General features: G+C 68.0%; 4 protein-coding genes. All 4 read right to left on the minus strand.

Annotated features, from left to right (window positions below):
* Position 1: 1 nt before the first annotated feature.
* Positions 2-1,123, minus strand: coding sequence for an efflux RND transporter periplasmic adaptor subunit (locus tag ACT53R_RS10055; protein ID WP_476171734.1), 1,122 nt, complete (start codon positions 1,121-1,123; stop codon positions 2-4).
* Positions 1,116-2,078 (minus strand): TauD/TfdA family dioxygenase, encoded by a 963-nt coding sequence (locus tag ACT53R_RS10060; RefSeq protein WP_476171735.1) that lies wholly within the window; start codon positions 2,076-2,078, stop codon positions 1,116-1,118. Before ACT53R_RS10060 ends, ACT53R_RS10055 begins: the two co-directional genes overlap by 8 nt.
* Positions 2,079-2,159: 81 nt before the next feature.
* Complete coding sequence (locus ACT53R_RS10065) at positions 2,160-3,938, minus strand: ABC transporter ATP-binding protein (RefSeq protein ID WP_476171736.1); 1,779 nt, start codon at positions 3,936-3,938, stop codon at positions 2,160-2,162.
* Positions 3,935-5,527 (minus strand): MBL fold metallo-hydrolase, encoded by a 1,593-nt coding sequence (locus tag ACT53R_RS10070; RefSeq protein ID WP_476171737.1) that lies wholly within the window; start codon positions 5,525-5,527, stop codon positions 3,935-3,937. The genes ACT53R_RS10065 and ACT53R_RS10070 overlap by 4 nt, the downstream gene beginning before the upstream one ends.
* Between the last annotated feature and the right edge of the window lie 9 nt (positions 5,528-5,536).

The following is a 5,536-nucleotide window of genomic DNA, read 5'->3' on the forward strand; positions in this document are numbered from 1 at the left end:
GTCATCGCGCCGCCGGAACAGGTTTCGCCGCGCCGCCGGCGCCCGGCGCGACCACGCGGACGAGATCGCCATCGTTGAGGAATCCGGCGCCGCGCGTGACCACGCGATCACCGGACCCCAGGCCATCGCTGACGTCGATGCCGGTGCCGACCGCGCCGGCGGTGCGGATCGGACGCTCACGGGCGTGGCCGCTCGCGTCGACGACATAGGCATAGGCGCGGCCGTCGCGGCGGACCACGGCGTCGACCGGGATCACCAGGCCCCGCGCTTCGCCCAGGACGATGCTGCCCGCATTGAACATGCCGGCACGCAGCGATCCCGGTTGTGGCAGATCTGCATAGACGAGGCCGGTCATCCGCCGCGCGTCGATGCCCGGCGCGACCTTGCGCACGCGGCCTTCGACCGGCACGCCGTCCGCGCCGACGAGGCGCACCGGCATGCCCGGCGTGATCCGGGCGAGGTCGGCGCCGGTGACCTCGGCGCGCCATTCGAGGCGGCCGTCGCGGATCAGTTTCAGCAGCTCGTCCGATGCGCCCGTCACCTGCCCCGGCTGCACGCTGCGCGCGGAGATCGTCCCGCCCTGCGGCGCGCGGATCTCGGTGAAGCCCAGCTCGATCCGCGCCGCATCCAGCGCGGCGCGCAGCGTGCGCAGCTGCGCTTCGGCGCCGATCGCTTCGGACTCGGCCTGGTCGGCGTCCTGTCGCGACACGAAGTCGCGGGACGCGAGTTCGCGGGTGCGCTTCGCGCGCTTGGCCGCGACCGCCGCGCTGGCCTGCGCCTGCGCAAGTGCGGCTTCCGACTGCGCGACCCGTGCCTGCTGCGTGCGCGCATCCAGCCTGACCAGCAGGTCGCCGCGACGCACGGTGTCACCGACTTCCACCGCGACCTCGGTCACGCGCAGGCCGGAGACTTCGGCGCCGACGGCGATTTCCTCCCAGGCCGCGACCGTGCCGGAGGCGCGCACTTCGCGCGGAACGGCCTGCACGCGCGGGGACGCGACTTCGACGGCCAACCCGGGCGTGGCCGGCATCGCCGCGGGCGCGTCGCATCCGCCCAGCACGAACGCGCACGTCAGGCCCAGCGCGAAGGCGCGAAGCGGCGCGAGGAGGCGGTCGTCAGGCACGGCCATGGATCCGGCCCATGCCCACCAGGATCTTGCGCGGGCCGGAGAATGGCTGCCGGCCGTGCGTGTAGAGCATGTTGTCGAGCAGGACGACGTCGTCCTTCTGCCAGTCGAAATGGAATTTCACGTCGTCGTAGACGGCGCGGATGATGTCGAGGTCGGCGACGTCGATCGGCGAGCCGTCACCGAAGTAGACGTTCCGCGGCAGCTCCTCCTCGCGATACACCGACAGCATGTCGCGCGAGACATCGCTGGCCAGCCCGGAGACATGGAACAGGTGCGCCTGGTTGAACCAGATCTTCTCGCCGGTGACCGGATGGATCTCGGTCGCGGGCGTCACCTGGCGCGTGCGCAGGCCGTTGTCGCCGATCCATTCGAAGGCGATGTCGTGCGCCGCGCAGAACGCCTCGACCTCCTGCCGGTCCTCGGTCTGGAACACTTCGCTCCACGGCAGATCGACGTTGCCGTAGTTGCGCACGTACTGCAGCTGCTTCGATTCGAATTTCCCGACGAGCTCCGCCGGCAACCGCGCCAGCACTTCGCGACTGTCGGCCAGCGGCGTGGCACCACCGAGGCCGGGGCCCGGCGGCACCATGCAGAAGAAGCCGATCTGCATCGGCCACACGTTCGCGTACGCGGATTCGTTGTGCTGCGGGATCGTCTCTCCGGGATGGTATTCGGTCGCCGTGTAGACGTTGCCGCCCAACTTCGTGCGCGGCGTCGAACGGTAGGTGTACTCGGCCAGGTCGTTGCCGAAGATCGCTTCGAGGAACTGGCCGAACTGCTTGGTGCCGTGGAACCGCAGGCCGCGGACCAGCAGCGCGCCCTGATCGCGCAGGATGTCCTGCACGTCGTCCCGATGCTCGCTGGCCCAGACCAGCGACGCGGTCTGCGGCTTCACCTGGGCGAGGATCCTTCGCCCCGCCACGTCCTGTAGCTCGTCACGCATGTTCATGTGGATGTCCTGTCCTGGAATATGTCTGGAAAACATTCGATCGCCCCGGTACGACCGGGACTGGAACCGGTGCACCTCGCCTCACACCGCCTCTGCTTCGAGCACGCGCGCCTCGGCCGCCTCGCGGGCGGGATTGCGGAACTGCCGCGCGACCAGCCGCGCGTAGTGCGCGTTCGAGCGCAGCAACTCTTCGTGGTTGCCCTCACCGGAGATCCGCCCCCCATCGAGAAAATAGATGCGATCGGCGTGGATGATCGTCGACAGCCGGTGCGCCACCACGATGTTCGTCCGCCCCTGCATCAGCGCGTCCAGCGCCAGCTTCACCTGGTGCTCCGTCTCGCTGTCCAGGCTCGACGTCGCCTCGTCCAGGATCAGGATGTCCGGGTTGCGCAGGAACATCCGCGCGATCGCGATCCGCTGCCGCTGACCGCCCGACAGGTTGGATCCCTGCTCGCTGAGAATGGTGTCCAGGCCCTGCGGCATCTGCCGGATGAAGGCCAGCGCACCCGCCTTCTCCGCCGCCATCTGCACCTGTTCGTCCGAGTATGCCCCGGCCAGCCCGTACAGGATGTTGTCCCGCACCGTCCCCGGCATGATCGGCGCGCTCTGCGCCACGTAGCCGATCCGCTCGCGCCACGCCGTCAGCGCGTACGCGTCGATCGGACGCCCGCCATAGACGATCTCGCCGCCGCTGGGCGCATAGAACCGCAGGATCAGCGACAGCACCGTCGTCTTGCCGTTGCCGCTGGCACCGACCAGCGCCGTGGTCGTCCCCGGCCGGAACGTCAGGTCGATCCCGTGCAGCACCGTGGTGTCACGGCCGGGGTAACGGAACGCCACGTCGCGGAACTCCAGCGCCTCGTGCGTGTCCGGCAGCGCGTCGCCGCCGGCAGGCTCTTCCGCATGCACCAGCAGCGCCGCGATCCGCGCCGATGCCCCGCGCGCCTTCTGCAACTCCTCCAGGAACGTCGTCAGCTGGATCATCGGCACCGCGACGTTCACGATGTACAGGATGAACGCCGTCAGCGTGCCGATGGTGATGCTCCCGTCGCTCACCCGCGAACTGCCGTACACCAGGATCACCAGGATCGCCGCCGTCAACGACAGGCTCGTCAGCGGCGCCAGCACCGAACTCACCTTCGCCACCTGGATGCCCAGACGGCGGATATCCTGGATCTCCCGACGGCTGCGCTCGCGCTCACGACCTTCCGCCGTGAACGCCTTCACCAGCCGGATCTCCGACAGCACGTGCGTCAGGATCCCGCCGAGCTTCGCCGTCCGGTCCTGGATGCTTCGCGCCAGCTTCTCCAGCACCGTGATCAGCGGGATCACCACCGCGAACGCCGCCACCACGCACCCCAGCATCGTCAGCGTCAACCGCGCATCCAGGAACAGCAGCACCACGATCGCACCCAACAGCATCAGCGCGCCGCTGAGCAGGTTCGCCGCCTGCCGCGTCGCCAGCTCCGAGATCAGCTGGCAGTCGTTGAGGACGCGGCTCACCCGCTCGCCGGTGCTCTCCTCGTCGAACGAGGCCACCGGCAACTTCAGCAGCTTCTCCACCAGCATGCCCCGCAGCACCGCGATCATGTCGTAGCCGACCCGGTTCAGCAGGAACGCCGACAGCGCCGACGTCGCCGCCACCCCCACCATCACCCCCGCCAGTGCCATCACGCTGGCCGTGTCCAGCGCCCCCTGCGACAGCTTGTCCACCATCCCCTTGGTCAGCATCGGGAACACCAGCGTCCCCGCCGCGGCCAGCAGCGTCACCACCGCGGCCGCCGCCAGCAACGGCCACGACGGCCGCGCCATCCGCATCAGCCGCAGCAGGGACTCGAGCGACGAAGTGCGGTCGTTCACAGCAGCAGTTCCCGTTTTCCGTACAGCACTTCCGCCTGGCGGCCCTGCGCGCGCACGGTCGATTCCAGGATCCGCGCTTCCTTGAACTGCGGAAGTTCCTCGGAATAGAGGATGCTGGTGATGTGTGTCAGCCAGGGTTCCGCACCCATGGCATAGACGAAGATATGTCCGGGGTCGAAGAAGCGATGCATCTCCAGCGCCTTCGTCGAGTCGCAGCCGTCGAGCCGGCGAGACTGGTCCTCGCCGCGCGTCAGCATCTTCTGCAGCAGCGGCCCGTAGAGCCACGTGGCCGGCGCACCGACGCACTCCATGCCCAGGAACAGGCAGTCGATCTTCGGCATCAACCGCTTCAGCGGTTCGTAGAACTCCGCCATCGGCGGATTGGAGTCGGCGAAGAACAGGCAACTCCTGTCGTGCATCTGCACGCCGAAGGCGAGCTTCGAGCGGATGTCGAGGTCGGCGTGTTCGCCGTAGAACGGTGCACCGATGATGCGACCGGACTCGAACTCGATGGTTTCGTACTCACCGAGTTCGATCACGCTGTCGAAGCCGCAGTGGTTCAGCATCAGCTTCAGCGACACGTCCGGCAGGTGGCCACCGCCCGATCGCCCGACCACCACGTGCCCGACCTTGTCGCGCAGGCGCAGCAGCGTCTCCAGCACCACGTGGTCCTGGTGCGGATGGGTGATCAGCACGTAGTCGATGCGCGCCGGCAGATCGTCGAAGGTGAAGTGGTCGAGCGTGGACTCGCCGGGATAGCTGATCAGCGGATCGACCAGCACGCTGGTGCCGGCGCATTCGACCAGCACGCAGGCATGGCCGAAGTAGCGCACGCGCACGCTGCCGGCGGGGACATCGTCGGCCTGCGTGCGGGTCGGATGGTCGATGAACATGCCTTCGAGGAACGCCATCTCGCTGGCGTCGCCGACGTGTGGGCGCAACATCTCCATCAGTTCGCCCAGCCCGTGCCGGCCGCTGCTCATGTGGTTCCACAGCGGATCGCCGAACGGCAGGCGCAGTTCCACCGACGCGGGCTGGCGCCGGATCTGCGGCGTGCTGAGCACGAAGGTGCGCGGCTCGTAGGTCGCCTTCTCGAGGATGCAGGTCTGCAGCGAGGGATCGTAGAGCGGACTGTCGTACAGCACCTTCTCGATGATGCGCGCGACCGGCTGCTTGCAGACGTCGTACGACAACTCGACGCCGTGGCGGATCGACGGATCGATCTGCGCGTACAGGCCCGGCACCCCGGCGCCCTTGGCCTGCGCGAGGATCATCTGGTACATCGCGTTGATCGATTCGGCGGCATGCAGCTGGCGCGCGCAGCGCTCGCGGGTCTGGTCGCGGAAACGCGCCATGTCGGCCGGATCGCCGGTGTAGTTGATGAACGGACCGCCGATCAGTTCCGGAATCTTGATCGATTCCAGGTGCTGCGAGGGATCGTCGACGAACGATTCGAGCAGGTCGAGGTGGTACTGCGTGTAATGGCCGAACGTCGACGGCGCGACCAGGTACATGTGCGCGAACCACGAATTGATCAGCGGGATGCTGCGGATCCCCGGCGCCAGGGATTTGAGGGTGTTCTGGGTCATGTCCTGTCC

The organism is Lysobacter sp. DMC104, from assembly GCF_056313665.1.